Consider the following 15428-nt stretch of genomic DNA (forward strand, 5'->3'; position numbering starts at 1 on the left):
GCACCGGGCGGCCAGCACTTCTCATCCCACCTTGATGACAACCTTGCCCGCACCGTGACCGTTCTCGACGGTGGCCAGGGCGGCCGGGGCGTCGGAGAACGGATGGACCGCAGTGATCACGGGTGCGAGAACTCCGTCGAGGGCCAGCCGGGCGGACCGCTCCAAACTCTCCCGGTCCAGGCGCCGCTCGACGAAGCGCCCACCGAGATCGGGCACAGACATGTCACCCACGGCGATGACGTTGCGGGGATCCCGGGCCAGCGGAGCGACCGTCCGCAGCGAGGCGCCTCCGACCAGGTCGACGATCCCGTCGAAGCCGTCCGGTACCAGCTCGCGGGCCGTGTCGACGACGTCCCCGGCGGTGTAGTCGACGAACCGCACCCCGATGGCCTCGGCCTGCTCGCGCTTGGCGGTACTCCCGGTGCCGATCACACGCAGCTCGCGCCCGACGGCCAGCCGGGCGACGGCGAGGCCGACCCCGCCCCCGACCCCGTTGACCAGGACCGTGGCACCGGCCGGGAGGCCGAGCTGGTCGAGCACGTCCACCGCGGTCGTCCCGGTCACGGGCAGCGTTGCCGCCACGGTCGCGGACAGGCCCGCTGGAATGCGCGCGGTGTTCGGCGCGGACAGCACCGTCGTCTCGGCGTAGGTGCCGCCACCAGTGAGTGCGAAGCCGAAGACCGCGTCACCCACCTCGAGCCCGTCGACGTCCTCGCCCCGGGCGAGAACGGTTCCCGCTGCCTCCATGCCAAGCACACGGGGAAACGGACGCCCGCCGTCGAGCCCGGGGACCAGACCCGAGCGCAGCATGTGGTCGAGGGGATTCACGCCGGCCACGTCGACCCGGATCAGCACCTCGCCGCGACCGGGGACGGGATCGGGACGATCGAAGAACTCCTGCACCTCGGGCCCGCCATACCTGCCGAAACCCCACGCCTGCCCCATCTTCTGCCGCCTCCCGTGTGACCGGCCCGGTGATTCCGGGCTCTGCCAGCCATCCTCACCTCTCACATCAATGTCAGGGGCAACCGACTGAGACGCAGGTCACAGCATCAGGCCAACCGTGCCGTCGGCTCCGGCGACTTGGACAACTCCGCCCGGTGCCGGCTGTTGGCCCTGATCAGCACGTCGAGCGCAGCCCTGGTCTCGATCAGGTGCGCGATGTCGGCGTCGATCCGCTCGCGCTCGCGCATCATCGCCGTGAACGTCTCCTCGGCGACGCCCAGGTCGCCCGGGACGTCCACACACGGCAGCACAGTCGCGATCACCCGGCTGGACATACCCGCGTCGAGCAGCTGCCGGATGAGCGACACGCGCTGGACCGCCGCAGCGGAATAGTGACGCTGCCCGGTATCGGAGCGTGAGCTGGTCAGCAGGCCCTGCTCTTCGTAGTACCGCAATGAGCGCGGACTCACGCCCGTGCGCGTGGACAGCTCGCCGATCCGCATTCCTGAGAGCCTACGCTCGCGTGCTCTGCCGGACACCTTCGCCGCTTTCCAGCGGTGGGCGGCATCAGAGCCGAAGGACATCGGCCTGTGGCTTCCTGAACTCGTGCGGCGACGGCGGCAGGAGAGCCCAGGGCCGCTCCCGGCCAGCGAGAATGGGCCGAGAGTGGGCGTAACTCCCCATCCGCGGGTCGACTGTCGAGCCGCACTGCGCGGGGTCCTTGAGCGGCTTGTCGGCTGGGCCCCTTGATGTGCATGTGGGCGGGCACAATGCGGTCCTCGTGTTCGCACCCGTGGTCGGCGTGGGCGCAGGGGTTAGAGCAGGTGTTGCGCCGGTAGGGGCGTACGGACCAGCGGCAGGACCAGGTCCATCGTGGACGTGTCGATGCCCTGTTCGATGACGTGCAGTCCGATCCCACGCTCGCGCAGGTCCGCGCCGAGGGTCACCAGGTGCAGCACGGAACGGGAGAGCCGGTCGAGCCGGGTCACCTTCAGCGTGTCGCCCCCACGCAGCAGCTGCATGACCAGGTCGAGCTTCGGGCGGGACGCCTTCGCGCCGCTCGCGGTGTCGAGGTGGATGTGGTCGCGGTCGACGCCGGCCCGCAGCATGGCGTCAATCTGGTGATCGGGGTTCTGGTCGGCGGTCGAAGACCCGCGCGTAGCCGATGAGCATGTGCCGGAACCTGTCGGTCAGACCGTTCACCGACGTTGATTCTCGGCGCGAGTTGCCGACACAGCCCACCTGCGGGTTCGTGATCAACGGTGCCGGTGTCGGCAGACGGTCGTTTGCCGACCCTCGCAGCCGTCGACCCGACCACCGCTACGCTCACACAAAGGAACGATAATTACAGAGTGCTACTTGACGCTTGGTGGCGGCTTGGGGATACAGGGCCTCCTCAACCGCCGCTGGCTGCGGCGTTCCTGCGCCGCAGCCAGTGCCACCACCGGCTCTGTGGCCGTTGGGTGGACATGGCAAGCACTGTCTCCAGCGCGTTGCGGGTGCTCAAGGTATGTGTGTGCTCGTCGCCCAGGATGCGGACGCGGTCATCGAGGGTTCGGCGCAGCAGCTGTATCGCCTCGGCCTGCTCACCTGCACTGGTCAAAGCGAGAGCGAGGTTGTGGCGACTGGCAAGGGTGTCCGGGTGCTCGGGGCCCAGGATGCGGGTGCGGTCCTCCAGGGTCTGCCGGTGCAGGCGCACCGCTTGTGCGTGCTCGCCCATCCCGTCCAGGGCGAGACCGAGGCTGTCCCGGCTGGCCAGCGTATGCGGATGCTCGTCGCCCAGAATGCGGGCGTGGTCGTTGAGCGCCTGCCGCAGCAGCTGTACCGCTTCCGTCTGCTCACCTGCCCTGGTCAGGGCGCTGGCGAGGTTGTGGCGGCTGAGCAGGGTGAGGTGGTGCTCGGGGCCCAGGACACGGATGCGGTCCTCCAGGGTCTGCCGGTGCAGGCGCACCCCTAGTGCGTGCTCGCCCATCCCGTCCAGGGCGAGACCGAGGCTGTCCCGGCTGGCCAGCGTATGCGGATGCTCGGGGCCTAGGACACGGGTACGGTCGTTGAGGGTCTGCCGCAGCAGACCCACCGCCTCGGCATGCTCACCCGTCCCGTCCAAAGCGCATGCGAGGTCATTGCGACTGGTCAAGGTATCGGGGTGTTCGGGGCCCAGCATGCGGGTGCGGCCCTCCAGGGTCTGCCGCAGCAGGCGTATCGCCTCGGCCGGCTCTCCCATTCCGAACAAGGCATTGCCCAGGTTGTTGCGGCTGGTCAAGGTATCGGGGTGCTCGGGGCCCAGCATGCGGGTCTCGACGTCGAGGACCCGTTCATGCAGCAGGCGCGCCGCACCGAAAGCGCCAGCCTTCCGCAGCACCTGCGCCAGGGCGTTGAGAGTGGTGCGGTGGTGTGTGGCGGTGCGCGGGTCCGCGTAGTCGAGCAGCAGAGGCAGGTGGGGGGCGAGAAGCACTGCTGCAGGCCAACCAGCGCGCCCGCGCTGGTCGGCCTCGTGCACGGCCGTGGCCAGCCGCTCGGCAAGGGCCCGGTGCCACACGGCGAGCTCGGAGGTCTCGGCTGTGAGGGCGACAGCGTTGATCTCTCGGATCAGGGGATGCAGCACCACCTGCGCCCCCTCACTGCTGCCCGACGCCGGGCCGGTGCTGGCGGGAGAGTGGGGCAGGCCGAGGAGACCGTAGCGGTGCAGGCCGGCGAACGCGGCCTCCAGGGCCACCGCGGTGACGTCGTGTCCGGTGACGACGGATAGGAGGTCCGGGGTGATCAGGGACAGTGGGACGGGGGCCTGAGCCAGCAGGGCCAGCAGTCGCAACAGGGGTCGGGCCAAAGCGTTGCCCTCCCCGGCGAGCTGGTCCAAGGACACCTCCCAGGTGTGCCGCACCACGGCGCGGGCGACCTGCGGATGGGAGGCATTCGGGTGCGCCGCTCCCAACAAGAACCGCAGTTCGTGTTCCAGGGCCTGGCGGTAGGCGGCAAAGGTGCGGTAGCGGCTGGTGGGTCCGGCCAGATAGGTGCCAGCCGCGTGCAACGCCAGTGGCAGCCCGCCCAGTCGCGCCGCCAGCTCCCGGGCCTGCTCGGCGGTGCCGGCCACGGGAGCAGCGTCCAGCAGGACCTGCCCCGCAGGTCGCACCGGCAGCGGCTCCAGTGGCAGCAGCTGTGCGCACGGACCCCAGGTCTGCTCGCTGCCATCCCGGCTGGTCACCACCAGCAGGCCCCGGCCGTGAGGACGGATCCAGCCGCGATAGTCGGCCACCGGCTCCCCTGCGGGGCCGATCTCGTGCGGCTCGTCGGCGTTGTCCACGACCAGCAGCCACCGCCGCACCCGGCCCAACTGTCGCCAGACCACATCCGGCAGGCTCGCCTGCCCCGCTCGCGCGGCCTCCAGCTCTGCCTCTGGCAGGCCGCAGGCCAGCGCCGCCTGCACCATCTGCTGCGCCAGCTCGGCACCGTCGCGCCAGCGCACCCAAAACACTCGCCAGCCCGCCGCCTCGGCCTGGGTGGCCAGTTGCGCGGCCACCGTTGTCTTGCCCATCCCACCGACCGCGCACAGCACCGCGAACCGGCCTTGTGGCCGCCGAAGCATGCCTGCCAGCACGGCGAGTTCTCCCTCACGCCCCCGCACGCGCTGCACATGCGGGGGGCGTAGCGAAGCCTGCCGGCCTCGGGCCAGTCGGCTCACCGGTGCCAGCCGCGCCGGGGGCCTTGCTGCGGCATCCAGATGCCGGCCCCACAGCAACAGCCCGATGCTGGCCACCACCAGCACGGCGAACACCGGCCAGATCACCCACGCCTGCGCCGCCCAGCCAGGCACCGCGGCACTGGCGTAGTTGGTCACCGGGCCCAGCACAGCCGCCACCAGTGCGGCCCCTCCCGCTACCGCCGACCCGGCCCACGCACCCCGGCTACGCCCCATGGTCTGCCACCCCCGTCCACCGTCACCAGGATGCTCCCGCCTGGATCACGTCCATGGAAGGTTGCGGGTGGTCACGACGCGGGCGGCGGTGTTGTTCCGGTTCAGCAGCCGGATCAGCATCAGCACGAACCCGAGCCGGGTCGGGCCGGACCTGTTCGCGACCAGCTCCCAGTCAGGGCCTACCGGCGTCCAGCACGCCACCACGTCCTCGGGTGACCACTCCTGACGCACGAACGTCCCCGCCCCTCCGTCGACAACTCGTTCGGCCTAACGAAGAAGCCGGGCGTGAAGCAACGGGGAGAGGCAGAGGGCCGACGGCTACTTTGCACCGTGGGTCAGAGACAGGACACCGGGGCCTCGATCCCCGTGGGTTCAAGGAAACCGAAGGTCTTTCAGCCGTACAGCAGCCGCGGCAGAACCGGCCGGGCAGCTGCCCCCAGGCGAAACAGCCCGAGCAGCAGGCCGCCGGCTTGTTCTCAATGATCTTCCCCATGATGGTGTGACCAGGTCACATCGGCGGCAGGGAACGGCCGTCGCGGCGCTTGGGCACGACGGCCGGGGCCACCATCGAGCCGGTCGTGGCCTCCTGGACTCCAGCCTGCCGACCTGGGCGGGTGACTTTCCCTGGCTCGGGAATCAGCAGATCGCCGATCTCGCAGCCGAGCACGACACAGATCACGTCCAGGTCCTCCAGCTTGAGGGAGACCGGCTGGCCCGACCACAGGCCGGACATCTTCCCGGCCGAGATCGCCAAGCCGTGTTCGGCCAGGCTCCGCTGGAGCTCGGAGGCCTTCCAGATCCCTTGTTCGCGGCGGTCAGCCGCAGGTTCCACTTCATCCCATCAGTCCTTCCAGCCGCTTCGCGGCCCGCTGCTGCCCGGTCACCCAGGCGTCCTCGACCCGGGTCTGCTGGACGTGGATGTACTTCATCGTGGTGGCGATCCATGAGTGTCCGAGGACTTCTTGGATCCCGAGCAGATCAAGCCCTCCGAGGTAGAGCTCGGACGCGCAGAAGTGCCGCAGGACGTGCGGAGTCAGCGTGTCGGCCCAGCCGGGCAGATGGGCTTTCGCCGCGGTGGCCAGACCGTTGCGCAAGGCGTCGTCGCCGACGCGGCGCGAGGAGCTGTCGGTGTTCTTGCGCTCGGAGGGGAGCAGAGGGGCGGCGGGGCGGGGGTGGTCGTCGTCGAACTGGCCCCACACGTCCTCGATGAACCACCGCAGCATGCGGTCGGCGCCGTTGATCAGCGGCACCATCCGCTCGCGCGGGCCCGAGCCGCGGGCGCCTTTGCCGTGGCGGACATGGAGCTTGCCGAAGCGGCCCAGGTCCCACTTGACGTCGGCCAGGTCGAGTTCGCATGCCTCGCTCACCCAGAGTCCGACCTGCGACAGCAGCTTCGATGCGGTGTAGTTCCGCGCGGTGGGGGCGAACTTGCGGCAGGTTGCCAGCTCGCCGCCCCAGCCGGTGAACAGTGTCTTGATCTCCGGCGCGGTCGGCGGGATCCGCAGGGCGGCGTCCTTGGATCCCCGCGGGCGGTTCATCTCGTCGATCGGGCACTCGACGACCCGACCGGTCATCCGGTGGATCTCGACCTTGTGCCGCAGCTCCAGGAACAGGAAGGACGTGGTCAGCGCCTGCGCGCGGGCCAGCCGGGTGCCGCTCGGCGAGCCCCGCAGCACCTTCCCGAAGTACCCGTCGGCATCGGCCGGCTCCATATCCCACAGCGGCTGGCCGAACCGGGCCCGCATCTGGTCCAGGTGCCCGGCGTCCCCGCGGATGGTGCCGTCGGGCTTCCGACCTGGGAGGCGTCGAAGGCCTTCGCCGTTCTGCTGTCACAGGCGCCTTCGGATCGAAGGTGGCTTCGGCCGATCACGGCCTGTCAAAACTTCTGACAGCAACACCGGTTTCCTGGTCCGTTCCTACTCGGACACCAGTCGTCGAGTGGTTCGAGATCGTGGGCAGGATCGCCCTCCTCATCGATGCCGCAGTCGTCGTACAGCCAGGCAGATGCAGGCACCTTTCGTTCCGGGAACCTGTCGGCGACGATGGTCCGATGGACCCCGAGCGGGATGTGCTGTGGACCGCCAGAGACCGCAGGCGCTATTCGCTGCGCCGGTGGCTCACCCTGTTCGGGGTCGTGCTGGTCGGGGTTTGCGGATGGCCGATGACCAAGGCGTCGGCCGACCCGGATCGTGGTCTGATCGACATGGGATGGATCCTTGTCGTCGGCGTTGCCGTGGCGGTCCCGGCCGGCATCGCACTCTGGATCTGGGACCGGCGCCGCGTCCTCGACGTCCACGCTGACCACGCTGACCACGAACTTCACCTCGGCCTGGTCAACGGACGCGTCGTCCACCTCGACCCGGCCGCAGTCCGGCAGATCCGGATGACCTGGCGGTTGTCGTCCTGTGGCAGCTTCGGCAACGCGAAACTGCGCTTGGTCACTGACCAGCTGCTTGGCTACCACGGACGCTACGACCTGATCGACACCGGGAGGCTGCAACCCCTGATCGCCCGCTGGGAACAGCGATGTCCGGGCATCGAGGTGACCGTGAAAACGCTCACTCCCCACTCCGTCCGCGAATCCACCGAATGAACGGACGGGACGGGTTTTCCGAGATCTTGTCGCAGGAGGCCCGCCGTCCACCATTGCGTGTCTTCGTCGCCGGCGCCACCGGCGCTGTCGGCAGTCTGCTCGTCCCGATGCTGGTTGCGCCTGGGCACGAGGTCACCGGGACTTCACGGACCCTGGCCGGGATCGAACGGATCAGAAGCCTCGGAACGACGTGATCCACCAGCTCACCGACCTCTCCGGCGCGGACGGGGCCGCCAACGGCCGAATACGAAACGAGGACTCTTCAGGAGTTCCGAAGTAACGTCACAAGCTGGCCGAGCAGCCCAACGAGGGAGAAACCCCAGGCCAGGGACTCTGGACCCCAGCAAGGGGTCAGGGGAACTCACGGGATGTCGCATAAACAGTGCGGTCAGGTTGTGGCGTTGGAGGAATGCTTGCTTGGACGGGCTGAGGGCGGTGGCCCGGGTGGCGGCCGAAACTAGCGCTGCGACCGGAAAGATGCACCGGCTCGCGACGCCCGGCACGGCACCTCGCCGCGTTGTCGCATCACCCGGCCTCGAGGCGGACCGTCTCGTTGATCCGCAAGCCCGCCCGCGGCCACAAAGACGCCGCCACGTCTTCCCTGGCCGCCACCAGAAAACCCCGGCACGACGTGCGCGGCAACGATGCCCGCCACGCCTGGAACAGCCTCTCCGCCTCCCCGTCGACAGCGGGACCCGCACCCCACCCGGGCCAGGCGCCGGGGCCGGTTTGAACTCATCCACCCACCCCGCCCCACCCGATGCATCCGCAGCGCTCACCCGGCCAGACTCCAGCCCGACCACCGGAATCACGCCGGAAGTTCACCATTGCCGAACAACCGACCACTCCCCCGACCAGGCACCCACCCAGATCAAATGACCAGAGAGCGCTCCTGGCCTGGGACGACGGGGCTTGTCCGGGGCTCCGTCCACCGCGGGAAAGAAGTCACTCGCAAGGTGAAGCGTGCTCCTCTGATGCCGTCTTCGTGTCGAGGCCAGGGCGTCGGCGGTGGTCTGGCAGGCTGGCGCGGTGCTGCTGGTCGGGACGGTCCGCAAGCCGGGCACTCCGACTGCTCAGGCGGGGACGGGCTCCGGGTCGGCATCGTCAAAGGGTGGATAGCTCTCGCTGCCCATGCGCTCGGCCGCATCAATGTAGTCGGCAAGGGCGTCGCGGGATTGAGCGAGCGTGGCCATCTGATCGTCCAGTGGCTGGAGCCGTGACCGCATCGCGGATAGCAACTCGGGACATCCGAGCAGCTCTGGGGCCTCGCCAGTCGCGCAGGGCAGCAGGTACGCGATGCCCTCGGAGGACAGACCGGCATCGCGCAGGTGCCGGATCTGCTTCACCCGCAACATCATCGAGACCGGCACCGACTCCTACCGCCTCGCCCAGACCAAAGCCCAGGCCGAACGTGCCGATGCCAGCTGATCAGTGGACACCCTCCCCGTCCTGACCTCAGCTTCTGTCAACGCCCGGTAGTAGCGGCAACCGATTCAATGACGCCCCGCCAGGTCCGGTGATAGCCCTCGCGAAGCGGCCCGCCGACAAGGTCGAGGATTTCCGATACTGCGTCCATCATCAGCGTCGGGTCTCCCGACTCACACAGATGCAGGTGCCCTTCAAGCAGGGCGGCCCCGCGCTGATCGTCCGCCTCCAGAAGACGCCGTGGTAGCCACTTCCCTCCGCCGATCCACGCGTGGTGGTAGTCGCAGAGCAGATCGGCCGCAGCACTGAGAACGAACCCGGCCACCGCAAGGCGCTCGAATCGGTCACTCGTGTCGGCGAGATCGTCCAGCGCGTCCGTCAGCCCATACCTCTTCGTTTCGACTGTCTGCGGTTCCAGTGCCGGCGGACCCTCGCGGAGGTCCGCTTCGGCCAGGGCACGGGCACGCCCGGCCTCACCATTTGTATCGACGAGGACGAGACCGGTGGCATACATGCTCTGCAGGACCGCACGACGCGAAGCAACATCCGCAGCGAAGAGGTCCACGAGACCGGCACGGGTATGGACGAAGAACTCCACGACACGGCCCTCGAACCGGATCGTCTCCCGGCGAGTCTCGCCACCGTCCCCGATGAGTATCGCAAGGTCTAGGTCACTACTGGCAGTGGTTCGCCCGGCGGCCGTCGACCCGGCAAGAATCACGCTCAGCGCATCGGGGAAACGGCCATGGGCAACACGTCGCGCCTGGTCAACGGGGTTCACGTCCATAACGGTCAGCGTTCCAGACCCTTTGATCAAAGGCGACGGAATTTTCCACCCACCGGCGTGACCGCTACAAACCCTGACGGATCCGAGGCACGGAAGACGGATCCGACCACCCGATTTCGAGCTCCACCGTCACTGCGCCTCGACGCAGATCGATCACTCCATCGCTTCCATCGCTTCCATCGCGAAGCCACGCGACGATCACGTACCACACCCTCGAACGGATGAGCGACTTCAAGTCTCACTGACATTCACTGGTCCGTAGCCCACCAACCGCCATCCGAAGTCAGCGATAAATGCCTCCCGCTGACGCTTACACAGCCAGACAAGCAGGACGGCACCGCGACCTGGAAGAAATGGTATGGCCATCACCCGCTGGCGGCATTCGTCTACGGGTCCGGTTGCGGCTGGTCACGTAGTTCCCCGCGCCCCTGACTCGGCGTTGTTCCCGCCGTCTGCGAAGAGAAGCCCTCGCGCAGCTGCAACGGTGCCATGCCGTGCCAGCGGCGGACAGCCCGGCGCAGGGCGCGTTCGTCGGAGAAGCCCGACTGGCGGGCCACCTCGCGGAGGGTGAGGCGAGGGCGGTGTAGCAGCTGTTCGACGCGCTCACGCCGGACGCCGTCGACGATCGCCTCGTAGGAGGTGGCGCAGTCGGCCAGGCGGCGGCGCAGCGTCCGCTCGCTCGACGCGTGTCTACGGGCCTGCTCGGAGAAGGAGGGGACGACCGGGAGGCTCTGCGCGACGGAGATCTCCAGGATCTCCAGCAGGTCCTGCTGCCGCCGGCGTGAGGCCATCTGCCCTTCGAGGAGTTCGAGGGTCGAGGCGTAGGTGACCGGATCGCGGCCCGGCATCGGCCGGTTGATCCATGCCTGCGGTACCACCAGCCGGTTGCGGGAGGCGCCGAAGTGCAGGGGGCAGCGGAAGAGGTCGCGGAAGGGCCGGACGTCGCGCGGGGCGGCGAAGGCGAAGTGGACCTCCTGGGGTGCGAGGCCGGCGTCGGCGGCGAGGCGGCCCAGGGTGACGACGCTCGAGAACGCCTCCTCGACAAGGAAGACGGCGACGTTCGGGTCGACCATGGGGTCCGGGAGGTCGGCTCGGACCACGTAGTCGGAGCCCTCCCGGCCCGCCGACCAGACCGTCATGGCCCCGGACACGTTCTGGAAGCGTACCCCCGCCTCGATGGCGACCCTGAGGGTGTCACTGGCGAGCATGGCGAAGCCCAGCAGCCCCCAGGCGGTGAGGTGCTGTGCGGCTCCGACCCGCAGGCCCAGGTTCTCGTCCCCGGTGAGTTCGACAGCGCGCCGGATGACGGCACTGCCCTGGCGGTAGGAGACGCGCAGGGCCGCCGAGCGCATCAGGGTCTCGGTGAGACCGACCTCGTCCAGTTCCGGCTGTAGGTCGACTCCGTACTCCTCGGTGATCTGGTCCAGGTAGCGCAGGATGTTCGGGGCGATCGTCGCCGACGTGCTGCGGGTGGTGCCGTTCTCCGGACGGGTTGCCTCGGTCATGGCTTCTCTCCAGGGCCGTACTCGCGGCCACTTTAGGCATCTGCGTCCGGTTTCGGCCCCGCTAGCGGGTACGGATCCAGACGGTCTTCTCCCTGGTCCACTGCGCGAAGGCGTCCGTGGACCGCTCCGCCCCGCCGAATCCGGACTGCTTCCAGCCGCCGAAGGGGGCGGTGATGTCGCCCTCGCTGTAGGAGTTGACGGAGACCACTCCGGCCTGGATGCCACGGGCGAGGCGGAAGGCGGTGTCGAGGTCGTGGGTCCACAGTGAGGCGGCAAGGCCGTAAGGGGTGGCGTTCGCCGTCCGGATCGCCTCCTGCTCGGAGGCGAAGGTCTGGACGGTGACCACGGGACCGAACAGTTCCTCCGTGAGGACCCGGCTGCCGTCGGTGGCGCCGACGACGACGGTGGGCGGGTAGTAGGCCCCGTGCGGGTGCAGGCCCGCCGGCAACCCGGCGGTGTGGGCCACGGCTCCGGCGGCGACCGCCTCGTCCACGGCGCCGGCGACCCGGTCTCGCGCCGCAGTGCTGATCAGCGGTCCCGTGCGGGTGTCCGGCTCGGCCGGGTCGCCGATGACCAGGGCCCCGGCGGCGGCCGTGAACCGTTCCACGACCTGGGCGGCGATGTCCTCGTGGACCAGGATCCGGGAGCCGGCCGTGCAGTTCTGTCCCATCGTCAGGAACGCGGCCTCGATCATGTCGTCGATGAGGTCGACGTCGAAGTCGAGCGCGTCCGGCATGAGCACCTGGGGGCTCTTGCCGCCCATCTCCAGGGAGACCCGCTTGAAGTTGGTCTCCGCGGCGTCGGCCAGGATCCGCCGTCCGGTCGCCGTCGAGCCGGTGAACGAGAGCGCGCCGATCCCGGGGTGGCGGGCGAGCGCCCGGCCGGCTTCCGCGCCGTAGCCGGGCAGCACGGCGAGGGTGCCGTCCGGCAGCCCCGCCTCCGTCGCCAGCCGGGCCACGTGGAGGGCCGAGCGCGGGGTCGCCTCGGCAGGCTTGAGCAGCAGGCTGTTGCCCGCGGCGAGGGCGGGCCCGATCTTCCAGGCGGCCATGGCGAGCGGGTAGTTCCAGGGGAGGACGGCGGCGACCGCTCCGACGGGTTCCCGGCTCATCAGACCCAGGTGGTCATGGCTGGTGGGGGCGGTGCGGCCGAAGACCTTGTCGGCCACCTCCGCGAACCAGCGGATCGACTCGATCGCGCCTGGCACATCGCCGGTACGGCACTCCGTGATGGGTTTGCCCGCGTCCTCGCAGTCCAGGCGGGCCAGGATCTCGGCGTCGCGTTCCATCAGCTCGGCGAGGCGCAGCAGGACCGCGGCCCGCTCCCGGGGCGGCCGAGCCGCCCACACCCCGCTGTCGAAGGCGCGCTGCGCCTGGTCCACGGCCGTGTCCACCTCGCCCGCGGTGGCGGCGGGCAGGGTGTCGAGGGTCTCCCCGGTGGCCGGGTTGATGACGGTGAGCAGGCGGTCGTTCGTATGCGTGGCCACGGTCATGCCTCCTGCACCAGTTCCCAGCGGCCGTCGACCTGCCGGGCCAGTCCTCTGCGGCGCAGATCCTCCAGATACCGGGCCAGGCCACGCTCGCCGCGTTTGCGGAAGAGCGGCAGAAGCCGTGGCAGAAGGTTCGGCATGAGCATGGAGAAGCGGACCATGACCGATTCGCCGACGCGTGGATACGCCTCGAGCCGCGGCCGGTCGAGCAGGCTCACCACCGCGGCGACGACGCCGGACGGCTGCTGCGGCGGGTCCTGGAACTGCAGGGAGTTGCCGCCGTCGACGGCCTCCCGGCGCAGCATCGGGGTGTCGGTGGCCGACGGCAGCACCGAGCCGACGCGAATGCCCTTGGTGCCCAGGTCGAGGGCGATGGACAGCATCGCGCCGCGCAGCCCGAACTTCGACGCCGCGTAGATCGGAGTCTCCCCCTGGGGGAAGATGCCGGCGAGGGACACGGTGGTGACGACGCGGGGATCGGCGGAGGCCATCAGCAGGGGAACGGCCAGCCGGGTGGCCACCAGCGGGGAGATCATGTTGAGGTCGATCTCCCTCTCGATGCTCTCCACCGTGCGCACGTCGAACCGCTCGGTGCTGGTCATACCGACGTTGTTGACCAGCACATCGAGGCGGCCGAAGGCGGCGGCGACCTGTTCGAAGAGGTCCGCGACCCCGGCCCGGTCCAGCAGGTCGCAGCCGAGGCCCAGGTGACCGGCGCCGGGCAGGGATTCTGCGACCCGCCGCGCGCGCTCACCGGCGATGTCGACGACGACGCACACCGCGCCGCCGATCGCGAACCGCCGGCACAGCGCGCTGCCGATGCCACCCGCGCCGCCGGTCACCAGCATCACCTTGCCGGTGTAGTCGTAGCCGCTCATGCCACCGTCTCCTTGCTGCGGTCGGCCCGCATGGCCGGAGGTCGTCCCTCGGTGGGCCAGCCCATGGCGGCGGCGGTCTTGGTGAGGTACTTGGTGTACGCGGCGCTGTCGACGTAGCCGGTGTGGCGCGGGGAGTCCACGAACCGCAGACCGCCGGTCAGGTCCGGGCGGTCGCTGCGAATCATGCGGGCGAACCGTGCGGCGTTCGGCAGGCCCCGGCGGGTGTCCTGGACGAAGCCGGCGATCAGCTGCGCCTGGGCGTCGAAGAGTTGGTAGGCGCCGGAGTTGGTCTCGATGAAGCCGACGCCGAACAGCCCCTCGTGCTCGCGGGAGAACGACGACAGGTACAGGTCGGGGTGCTGCTCGTCGCCGAAGTAGGTTTGCGCGACGGGCACTTTGTGCACATAGCCGGTCGCCAGCAGGATCAGGTCGAAGTCGTTCCTGCTGCCGTCGGTGAAGTGGACGGTGCGGCCCTCGGCGCGCAGGACGCCCGGCCGCGCGGTGATGTCGCCGTGCTGCAGGTGGTGCAGGAGCATCGAGTTGACCGTGGGGTGGGCCTCGAAGAGCTTGTGGTCCGGCTTCTGCAGGCCGAGGCGGGTCGGATCGCCGTTGACGATCCGCAGGAGCGTGCCGAACAGCCTCTGCTCCAGCCACTTCGGCATCCGGGGCCCGACACCTTCGAGGGTGTCCACGGGCCTGCCGAACAGGTGCTTGGGGATGAACCAGTAACCGCGGCGCATGCTGATCTCCGCGTGGTCGGCGGCACGGGCCGCGTCGCAGCCGATGTCGCAGCCCGAGTTGCCCGCGCCGACCACCAGGACCCGCTTGCCGCGCAGTTCGTCGCTGCTGCGGTAGCCGAGCGTGTGCCGGATCTCGCCGCTGAAGTCACCCGGGATCTCGGGGATGTTGGGGTGCCACTGCGAGCCGGTGCAGACCACCACCTGCGCGTGCCGACTGGGGCGCCCGTCGGCACGGGTGACCGTCCAGGTGCCGTCCGCGTTCTTCGCTATGTCGCGCACCGCGGTGCCGAACTCGATGCGTTCCGAGAGCCCGTACGCGTCGGCGAACGACGTCAGATACGACAGGATCTGCCGCTGCGGCGGGTAGTCGGCGAAGTGGTCGGGCATCGGCCAGCCTCCGAAGCCCGAGACGGTCTTGCTGGAGACGAAATGGGCCGACTCGTACATCGGGCTGCCCGGGTTGTCGATGTCCCACAGGCCACCCGGACCGGTGTGCCGCTCGATGTGCGTGTAGGGAAGCCGTCGCTCACCGAGCGCCCGTGCCACTGCCAGCCCAGCGGGACCGGCACCGATGACACATGTGTCGATTTCGGACTCCTTCACGAGTCCACCTCCTCTCGTCGCCACTGTCGGCGTGGGAGAAACTTAGGCAGCGCGCAAGCACCGGCGGACTGGCCCGTGCGGCCACAAAGGGGACTGCAGCGGCCAGCCCACTGACCGCCCCGGCGTGCCACAGACCGATGCCCCTGCCACCCGGCCGACGGCGAACCTGCCCCGCGAGACACCCCCAGCCCGTCCGTCTTCCGACGGCCGGACTGTTGACTCCCTGCCCCCGGCCGTCCCCTTCCGGCCACGCGCACCCCCTGCCCCTGCCCCTGGGCCTGTCGCTCTTGACTGTCGGGCTGTTGGCTCCTGGTCGCCCGGGCCGTCGGTTCCTCGGTCCGGACCCTTCGCTCCTGGCTCCTGGGCTGTCGGCTTCCTGCCGCCCGAGCCATCAGCTCCCAGCCACCCGAACCGTCGGCTCCACGGCACCAGCCGCCGTGAGCTCTTGACCCCGAAGTCATCGGCTTTCGGCCCCGGGCCGTCCGCCGTCGGCCGCCAGGGTCCCCCGTGTGGCCGACGGTGTCCTCCGGTGGGTCGGTCCGGATTTCTACGG

Annotated in this window: 13 protein-coding genes and 2 pseudogenes; 2 read left to right on the forward strand and 13 right to left on the reverse strand. The window is 69.5% G+C overall.

What is annotated here, in order from left to right; all coding sequences use genetic code 11:
• Nucleotides 1-21: 21 nt before the first annotated feature.
• The 7 genes and pseudogenes from OHS82_RS02135 to OHS82_RS02165 all read right to left on the reverse strand — a co-directional run bounded on the left by OHS82_RS02135 (nucleotide 22) and on the right by OHS82_RS02165 (nucleotide 6570).
• Nucleotides 22-945, reverse strand: a complete 924-nt coding sequence (locus OHS82_RS02135) for an NADP-dependent oxidoreductase (RefSeq protein ID WP_107105103.1) — start codon at nucleotides 943-945, stop codon at nucleotides 22-24.
• A gap of 107 nt (nucleotides 946-1052) precedes the next feature.
• Entirely contained in the window at nucleotides 1053-1448 is a 396-nt protein-coding gene (locus OHS82_RS02140; RefSeq protein WP_057575011.1) for a MerR family transcriptional regulator, read from the reverse strand.
• A 312-nt stretch (nucleotides 1449-1760) separates the two neighbouring features.
• Nucleotides 1761-2054, reverse strand: coding sequence for a recombinase family protein (locus tag OHS82_RS02145; protein ID WP_242432968.1), 294 nt, complete (start codon nucleotides 2052-2054; stop codon nucleotides 1761-1763).
• A 287-nt stretch (nucleotides 2055-2341) separates the two neighbouring features.
• Nucleotides 2342-4780, reverse strand: a complete 2439-nt coding sequence (gene fxsT, locus OHS82_RS02150) for an FxSxx-COOH system tetratricopeptide repeat protein (protein WP_328433112.1) — start codon at nucleotides 4778-4780, stop codon at nucleotides 2342-2344.
• Nucleotides 4781-4903: 123 nt separating this feature from the next.
• Nucleotides 4904-5089, reverse strand: coding sequence for a hypothetical protein (locus OHS82_RS02155; RefSeq protein WP_107105102.1), 186 nt, complete (start codon nucleotides 5087-5089; stop codon nucleotides 4904-4906).
• Between the two features lie 277 nt (nucleotides 5090-5366).
• Nucleotides 5367-5695: pseudogene (locus OHS82_RS02160) on the reverse strand (helix-turn-helix domain-containing protein).
• Nucleotides 5692-6570 carry a tyrosine-type recombinase/integrase gene (locus OHS82_RS02165; protein ID WP_328433113.1) on the reverse strand — a complete coding sequence of 293 codons (879 nt, stop codon included), beginning with the start codon at nucleotides 6568-6570 and terminating at the stop codon, nucleotides 5692-5694. Before OHS82_RS02165 ends, OHS82_RS02160 begins: the two are co-directional and overlap by 4 nt.
• Before the next feature lie 338 nt (nucleotides 6571-6908).
• Between OHS82_RS02165 and OHS82_RS02170 the strand changes: the two genes are divergently transcribed.
• Nucleotides 6909-7451 (forward strand): hypothetical protein, encoded by a 543-nt coding sequence (locus tag OHS82_RS02170; protein ID WP_057575008.1) that lies wholly within the window; start codon nucleotides 6909-6911, stop codon nucleotides 7449-7451.
• A 1073-nt stretch (nucleotides 7452-8524) separates the two neighbouring features.
• On the opposite strand, the gene OHS82_RS02175 is transcribed toward OHS82_RS02170, so the two are convergent.
• Nucleotides 8525-8809 (reverse strand): MerR family DNA-binding protein, encoded by a 285-nt coding sequence (locus OHS82_RS02175; protein WP_079040999.1) that lies wholly within the window; start codon nucleotides 8807-8809, stop codon nucleotides 8525-8527.
• Here OHS82_RS02175 and OHS82_RS43365 point away from each other — a divergent pair.
• Nucleotides 8784-8879 (forward strand): annotated as a pseudogene (locus OHS82_RS43365) (IS21-like element helper ATPase IstB); the annotation flags it as partial. The gene OHS82_RS02175 and the pseudogene OHS82_RS43365 overlap by 26 nt on opposite strands.
• A gap of 37 nt (nucleotides 8880-8916) precedes the next feature.
• Here the strand turns inward: OHS82_RS43365 and OHS82_RS02180 are convergent.
• The 5 genes from OHS82_RS02180 to OHS82_RS02200 all read right to left on the reverse strand — a co-directional run bounded on the left by OHS82_RS02180 (nucleotide 8917) and on the right by OHS82_RS02200 (nucleotide 14875).
• On the reverse strand, nucleotides 8917-9663 hold the full coding sequence (locus OHS82_RS02180) for a nucleotidyltransferase domain-containing protein (protein WP_057575007.1): 747 nt from the start codon (nucleotides 9661-9663) through the stop codon (nucleotides 8917-8919).
• 386 nt (nucleotides 9664-10049) lie between these two features.
• Nucleotides 10050-11168: an AraC family transcriptional regulator gene (locus OHS82_RS02185; protein ID WP_057575006.1), complete on the reverse strand. Its 1119-nt coding sequence runs from the start codon at nucleotides 11166-11168 to the stop codon at nucleotides 10050-10052.
• A 61-nt stretch (nucleotides 11169-11229) separates the two neighbouring features.
• Nucleotides 11230-12657 carry an aldehyde dehydrogenase family protein gene (locus tag OHS82_RS02190; protein WP_328433114.1) on the reverse strand — a complete coding sequence of 476 codons (1428 nt, stop codon included), beginning with the start codon at nucleotides 12655-12657 and terminating at the stop codon, nucleotides 11230-11232.
• Nucleotides 12654-13532, reverse strand: coding sequence for an SDR family NAD(P)-dependent oxidoreductase (locus OHS82_RS02195; protein ID WP_328433115.1), 879 nt, complete (start codon nucleotides 13530-13532; stop codon nucleotides 12654-12656). The genes OHS82_RS02190 and OHS82_RS02195 overlap by 4 nt, the downstream gene beginning before the upstream one ends.
• A complete protein-coding gene (locus OHS82_RS02200; protein ID WP_328433116.1) occupies nucleotides 13529-14875 on the reverse strand; it encodes a flavin-containing monooxygenase in 1347 nt (448 codons plus the stop codon). Before OHS82_RS02200 ends, OHS82_RS02195 begins: the two co-directional genes overlap by 4 nt.
• Nucleotides 14876-15428: the final 553 nt, after the last annotated feature.

Origin of the sequence: Streptomyces sp. NBC_00425, from assembly GCF_036030735.1 — a bacterium.
Taxonomy (GTDB): domain Bacteria; phylum Actinomycetota; class Actinomycetes; order Streptomycetales; family Streptomycetaceae; genus Streptomyces.

What these genes read in the sequence shown, in the direction of transcription:
- OHS82_RS02175 (WP_079040999.1), bottom strand. Translation starts at nt 8,809, where the DNA reads ATGATGTTGCGGGTGAAGCAGATCCGGCACCTGCGCGATGCCGGTCTG.
- OHS82_RS02135 (WP_107105103.1), bottom strand. Translation starts at nt 945, where the DNA reads ATGGGGCAGGCGTGGGGTTTCGGCAGGTATGGCGGGCCCGAGGTGCAG.
- OHS82_RS02170 (WP_057575008.1), top strand. Translation starts at nt 6,909, where the DNA reads ATGGACCCCGAGCGGGATGTGCTGTGGACCGCCAGAGACCGCAGGCGC.
- OHS82_RS02140 (WP_057575011.1), bottom strand. Translation starts at nt 1,448, where the DNA reads ATGCGGATCGGCGAGCTGTCCACGCGCACGGGCGTGAGTCCGCGCTCA.
- OHS82_RS02145 (WP_242432968.1), bottom strand. Translation starts at nt 2,054, where the DNA reads ATGCTGCGGGCCGGCGTCGACCGCGACCACATCCACCTCGACACCGCG.
- OHS82_RS02165 (WP_328433113.1), bottom strand. Translation starts at nt 6,570, where the DNA reads ATGGAGCCGGCCGATGCCGACGGGTACTTCGGGAAGGTGCTGCGGGGC.
- OHS82_RS02195 (WP_328433115.1), bottom strand. Translation starts at nt 13,532, where the DNA reads ATGAGCGGCTACGACTACACCGGCAAGGTGATGCTGGTGACCGGCGGC.
- OHS82_RS02185 (WP_057575006.1), bottom strand. Translation starts at nt 11,168, where the DNA reads ATGACCGAGGCAACCCGTCCGGAGAACGGCACCACCCGCAGCACGTCG.
- OHS82_RS02190 (WP_328433114.1), bottom strand. Translation starts at nt 12,657, where the DNA reads ATGACCGTGGCCACGCATACGAACGACCGCCTGCTCACCGTCATCAAC.
- OHS82_RS02180 (WP_057575007.1), bottom strand. Translation starts at nt 9,663, where the DNA reads ATGGACGTGAACCCCGTTGACCAGGCGCGACGTGTTGCCCATGGCCGT.